5 protein-coding genes are annotated in these 5,938 nt (G+C 68.0%); 3 read left to right on the top strand and 2 right to left on the bottom strand.

The features are described 5' to 3' along the window. Positions 1–684: 684 nt before the first annotated feature. On the top strand, positions 685–942 hold the full coding sequence (locus ACFVX4_RS41380; RefSeq protein ID WP_389988469.1) for a hypothetical protein: 258 nt from the start codon (positions 685–687) through the stop codon (positions 940–942). A gap of 545 nt (positions 943–1,487) precedes the next feature. Beyond that, a complete protein-coding gene (locus ACFVX4_RS41375; RefSeq protein ID WP_389988472.1) occupies positions 1,488–1,961 on the top strand; it encodes a GNAT family N-acetyltransferase in 474 nt (157 codons plus the stop codon). 320 nt (positions 1,962–2,281) lie between these two features. On the opposite strand, the gene ACFVX4_RS41370 is transcribed toward ACFVX4_RS41375, so the two are convergent. After that, the gene (locus ACFVX4_RS41370; RefSeq protein ID WP_389988467.1) at positions 2,282–2,428 is read right to left on the bottom strand and encodes a hypothetical protein; all 147 of its coding nucleotides are present in this window, start codon (positions 2,426–2,428) and stop codon (positions 2,282–2,284) included. 470 nt (positions 2,429–2,898) lie between these two features. Continuing rightward, positions 2,899–3,519 carry a proline dehydrogenase gene (locus tag ACFVX4_RS41365; RefSeq protein WP_389988464.1) on the bottom strand — a complete coding sequence of 207 codons (621 nt, stop codon included), beginning with the start codon at positions 3,517–3,519 and terminating at the stop codon, positions 2,899–2,901. 765 nt (positions 3,520–4,284) lie between these two features. On the opposite strand from ACFVX4_RS41365, the gene ACFVX4_RS41360 reads away from it, so the two are divergent. Then, a complete protein-coding gene (locus ACFVX4_RS41360) occupies positions 4,285–5,844 on the top strand; it encodes an SDR family oxidoreductase (protein ID WP_389988461.1) in 1,560 nt (519 codons plus the stop codon). The last annotated feature ends 94 nt before the right edge of the window (positions 5,845–5,938 follow it).

Below are 5,938 nucleotides of genomic sequence, written 5' to 3'. Positions count from 1 at the left end.
CCGCCGAGCACGAAGCCGCCCACTACGCGGCCCAACCCCCAGCATCACTCCAGAAAACCAGCTAACTCACTCTCCACGAAACCCGGGGCTTGACAAACAGCGCTTCACAACGGGGCCTGAGCTGGGCGATCAACCGTCACTGTCACGGGCAGCCAGTCGTCAGTCTTCGATGGCACACGCTCAAGGTCCAACGGCAAAGGACATCGGCCGCCACTGCCTCGATCCTCACATGTTGGTGTGTGCACTCGCACCGCAATTCGAAGGCCTCCCACTGAGCATCGCCCAATGCGGGTGCGTCGCCGGGGCGATACTCAATTCCAGCAGGCACTGCCGGTGGGTCGCGACCTGTGCGGCCTGCTCCTCGGTGCAGTCGGGGCTGTCCGGTTTCCCGCCCCGGTGGGCGCTGTGGAACTGCGTCTCGCCCTCCCAGCCGGGCATCGAGTGACGCGGCGGAATATCTCATCTCAAATGTGGTCCGGTACCCGCTCCACTTGGCGGATGAGCCTTGAGTTGGCAGGTCCGAGTCTGGGAGTTGGCAGGCTTGGGCTCATACTCACGCGCGGCGAAGCCCGTCTTTCTGCGCTGCACCCTCCCGGGGGCGGAGCCCCACGGCCGCCCTCGGTCGGGGAGAACGCTCTGCGCCGACGTCTTGCAGTACCCCGCCGGCGGAGAGAGGAATCAACAATGAGTCGCATGCTGTTCGTGCTCCGCTACCGGAACGATGAACCGGAGCCCCTCGAAATGGAGCTCGTACAGGAACTCCTGGCGCCGTACATTGCCGCCGCCGACGAGGACCTCACAAACGGCGTACTGATCCGCACCACCGACGGCTACGAGGTCGACGTGAACATCAGCGGGTCTGTATCGCCGTCAACCGCTTCCCGCCCGGCCAGTTCTTCGACGTCCTGGCCGAGCCGGTGGACCGGCTCAGGGCGAGTGTGACCCCGACGGACCGGCCGGTGATTCTCCGCGAGGAGAGGGACCGGTCGCATCTTCCTGCGGGAGCGGATGCTGGCGTCGTTGCTATAACCAGCCCCCGGCCCTTGAGCAGTACCTCAGCGGTTCCTGACGGAAGTCACGACGAGGAGGGGACCGTTCCCGGCTCGATGTCCGCGAGACCGAACCCGGCCTGTTCGCCGAGGCCAGCATAGGCGAATACGGCCTCCGGTGTGCGCAGCCGAGCCGGTCAGGGACGGCGAGGCCGCGGGCCGCAGGTGCACCAGCGTGACCAGGAACCGGTCCAAAAAGACCAGGCGTTGTTTGGGCCCCGACACCAACAGCCCACCTGCGGTCCCCGCCCCGCCGCTCACGCAAGGCCGACTCGTGGGGCGGCCTGCCACTTGGGGGGCGAGTTCTTCGAGCTACTCGCCGAATGCGCGCGGAAGACCCCGGACAGGGCAGGGGGAGACAGGCCGCACGGACCCAGGCTTGCATCACAACTTGCCCAATCCGTGCGGGCCTTCGCCTGTAACGGCTATGACACTGCCATGATCGTCATCATGGGGATACACATCGCACCGGCCCAGGTGGACGATTTCCACCAGGTCCTGACTGACCACTCCCGTTACTGGGGCGAACGCGACCTTCGGTCGCTGCACCTTCTTGCACTGGTGCAGGAGTTCGGTTCGACCTGCCTGGTTGCCCGAGCCGAGGACGGCATCCGTGGGTACATCTTCGGGTTCGTCACCCCAGAGGGCACCGGGTACGTGCATCTGATCGCTACGCGGGACGACGCCCGCGGCACCGGTCTCGGGCGTCGCCTGTACGCGGCGTTCGCCGAGGCGGCGGTACGTCATGGTGCACGGCAGTTGAAGGCGATCACATCAATCGAGAACACTGGCTCGATCGCCTTCCACCGCAGCCTCGACTTCGACACGGAGATCGTCGACGACTACAACGGCCCCGGCAGGGCCATGGCCGTCTTCCGCCGAGATCTGCCGTTCAACGTCTCGCGTTCCTGACCAACCAGCCGTCACTCGTCATTGCTCCCCAGGTCGCAAGACCCGGACGGCGAGAAAGCCGATGGAAGTGGCACAGGAGCGGTTGGAGAAGATACGTGCCCGCCACAGTGCCGATCTCAAGCTCCCACGGGCACGAGAGCTTCCACGGGCACGAGCGGCTCTCGACGACGCCCAAAAAAGGTTGGCGGGACGTGACCGGACGCCGCCCGCTCCAGCAGGCTGCCCTGCGATTGGCTCGATGCACCTGCTCGGCTGGGTCGACGAAGCTGATACGCCGCCGCCCGGGGCCTCTGAACGGTGTGCTGCCCTCCGGCGACGGGTTATTCGTCCGTGGAAGAGCGCCCGCTCCGCTTGTTCCACGGGATGTGTGTGGCGAGTACGTCACCCACCGTGCCGACCACGTTGAACGCGAGCCAGCCCACGCCCTTCAGGACTCGCACGACCGCAGAAGCGGCAGCCTCTTCCATGTTCTGATTCCCTCGTGCCCGCCTCGTGGCTTACTTCGATCTTGGAGACGCGCTCTGTCGCCACTCGGTTGCCCGGGGAGAAAGTTCACGGGTCGCCCTGCAGTTGATCTTGGCTGCGGCTGGGGTCATGGCGAAGGCCACGCAAGTACGCGAAGGCGCCGACGTGCGAGCCTCGCGGCAGGCGTTCCTCCTCTCCCGGCAGCTGGCCGAGCTTTCGATGAACGCCCATCGGACCGATGCAGAAGAAGGCCAACCATCGACGCAGCACCCTCCCTGCCCGTGGCGTGCTGCGCCGACCCGGTCCTACTCCGCGGGCACGTCAACCCTCTCTTCACCTACACGCACAGGCGCCTCACCCGCGTCGCTCAGCCAGCCCGAGCGTTACGTTTAACGTTTAGCATTTAACGTTTCGGGCTGAACGGCGTCTCAGTCTCCCGGCGCTCCGGGTCGCCGGGCCGCGAGCCACTGGATCAGTTGGTCTTGCCGACAGTGCTGCGGGCCGCGAGGCGGAAGTCCTTGACTGCTTGGTAGAGGGTTCGCTCTCGTTCGGCGGCAAGGGCGGTGTCTTCGGCCTTGTGGGTGGTGTTCCCCACGTGGGCGTTCTCGGCCATCCGGCGCATGACGTGTGAGAGATCGCTGGAAGCGTTGGTAACGCGTTCCGCGACTTCCGCGAGGGATGTCGGCCCTTCGAGGATGACGACTTCGCAGGCGCGGTGGACCTCGCGGGCCAGGGTGATGAAGCGGCCTATCTTCTCGTCGATGTCAGGCAGGTCGGGTTGGTCTGAACGCAGCGCGTCGAGGACAGCGTCCATGGCGATGTCGCGGTCATGGAGGGCGCTGAGGTATCGGGCGTATGCGTCGCGGCGATGCTGGCGGCTCCATTGGGCATGCTGGGACCGTGCCTGAGCACGGCCGTTGACGATCGCAGCCCCGAGGGTGGTGGCGGAACCAACGGCGGCGCCCAGTAGCGCGGCGAGTCCTGAGTCCATGGGTGCCAGTCTGCCGATCATGTTGCTCATCCAGTTCGCCGGGGCTTCGTTCCCTTGGATTTCTGAACCTTCGCCGAACGCGGGAGGCAGGACTGCCAGCAACGGTCCACATCGGCGGTGGTCACATCCGTGCTCGACCACCAGGACGGGACAGGCTTGTTGATGTCGACACCGGGCATCCTCTCCACGGCCAGGCGGACGACGGCGCCTTCGATGATGGGCGGGTGCCGGTGATGGTCACCGCCTGCTCAGGGCCCAGGTGGCGGCATCGCCGAAGACGAACCAGCCACCGCGCTTCGGGGGCCGACCGCCCTTCGGATCGTAGACACGCGGTGGTGTCGGTCGTCGCATGACTCGGTCCGCACACAGACGGCTCAGGATCTGTACCGGGAGGCCGGCGAGGAAGTGGGCGATGCGGGGCCTTCGGCGATCAGCCGTCCGGCACTGCGATCCATGACGTGCGACCTGTCTCCAGGTAGGCCACGGCCGAATTCCGCCCGTCCGGCGTGCATCGGCGCGCTCGGCGAGGGCTCGGTCACCCCACCAGAGCCCACCGCGCTCCCGCGCCCCCGGTCACCCGTCCCCGCTCCCCGGCTGCCCGCCCGGCGGTGCTGGAAACAGGACGGCAGGCAGGCGTGGTGAACTACGCTGTGACGGCCGTCACAGTAGCCGCGCACCGTGCGGACCTGCGTGCGCCCGGTGCCACCGCGCGGGACCGTGGCCGAGGTGGCGGCGGAGCCGGTCGGGGCCGCTTCCACGTCACGGCCGCCGGCCCGTTCGCTGTGACGGGCGCGGTCACGCCGTGGAGGCCGTGATCGGGCGACATGGGGACAGCCGGAGCGAGCACCTGGAGGGACGATCGTGGGCATGAATGAACAGGGGGACATGGAACGGTTGCACTGCCTGGTCACCGGAGCGTCCGGGTACATCGGCGGGCGTCTCGTACCGGAACTGCTGCGAGCGGGCCACCGGGTGCGCTGTCTGGCCCGCTCCCCCCACAAACTCCGTGACCACCCCTGGGCGGGTGACGCCGAGACGGTACAGGGCGACGTGACGGACGCGGGCTCGGTCGCCGCGGCCATGCGCGGGATCGATGTCGCGTACTACCTGGTGCACGCCCTCGGTACCGGCTCCGCATTCGAGGACACCGACCGCCGTGCGGCCCGTGTCTTCGCCGAACAGGCGCACTCCGCCGGCGTGCGACGGATCGTCTACCTGGGCGGACTCACGCCACCGAATGTGCCCGAAAGGTCGCTCTCCCCGCATCTGCGCTCCCGAGCCGAGGTCGGGCGAATCTTCCTCGACGCGCCGGTGCCCGCCACCGTGCTGCGAGCAGCGGTCGTCATCGGCTCGGGGTCGGCCTCCTTCGAGATGCTGCGCTATCTGACCGAGCGGCTGCCGGTCATGGTCACCCCCAGCTGGGTGCACACCCGGACCCAGCCCATCGGGGTACGCGATGTCCTGCGCTATCTCGTCGGCTCGGCCACCATGCCGGACGACGTCGACCGGGCGTTCGACATCGGCGGGCCCGATGTCCTCACGTACCGGGAGATGATGTGCCGTTACGCCGCCGTCGCCGGACTGCGCCGGCGGCTCATCGTGCCGGTTCCGGTGCTCACGCCGAGGCTGTCCAGCCACTGGGTCGGCCTCGTCACCCCGGTACCCGCCTCCTTGGCCCGCCCGTTGACGGAGTCACTGCGTCACGAGGTCGTCTGCCAGGAGCACGACATCGCCCGGTACGTGCCCGACCCTCCGGGCCTGCCGCTGCCGTTCGACGAGGCGTTGGCCCTGGCACTGCGGCGGGTGCGTGAGGCCCAGGTCGCCACCCGCTGGTCGTCCGCCGCCGTACCGGGGATGCCCAGCGATCCGCTTCCCACGGACCCGGACTGGGCCGGAGGCAGCCTCTACCAGGACGAACGGCAACTGCCGGTCGACGCGTCCCGAAAGGCCCTGTGGAAGGTGATCGAGGGGATCGGCGGCGACAACGGCTGGTACTCCTTTCCGCTTGCCTGGGCGGTCAGGGGATGGCTGGACCGGTTCGTCGGCGGCGTCGGGCTCCGCCGCGGACGGCGCGACGCCGAGCACCTGCGGGTCGGGGACTCACTGGACTTCTGGCGGGTCGAGGAGATCGAGCCCGGACGGCTGCTGCGGCTGCGCGCGGAGATGCGGCTGCCGGGCCTGGCATGGCTGGAAATGTACGCTGAGACGGACTCCGAGGGCCGTACCCGCTACCGGCAACGAGCGCTGTTCCACCCCCGCGGTCTGCTGGGCCACGCCTACTGGTGGTCCGTCTCCCCTTTCCATGCCGTGGTCTTCGGCGGCATGGCCCGTAACATCACCCAAGCCGCCGCCAAGGGCATGAGCGCGCACGGAACCTCGTCGCACGGCGACCACGCCCGGAGCTCCCGGCGACGAGTCGGCCGCTAGGCCCTGTCGTCAAACTGCCGTCGTCGCCCGGAGGGCGGCCGCGCGGCGTCTGGTGCGTGCGATCGCAACGCGCCGGAATGGTCTCGTAGCGGAG

It is taken from the genome of Streptomyces sp. NPDC058240 (assembly GCF_042882135.1).
In the GTDB taxonomy this organism is placed as follows: domain Bacteria; phylum Actinomycetota; class Actinomycetes; order Streptomycetales; family Streptomycetaceae; genus Streptomyces.
This window is presented reverse-complemented; position numbering and strand designations above follow the sequence as displayed.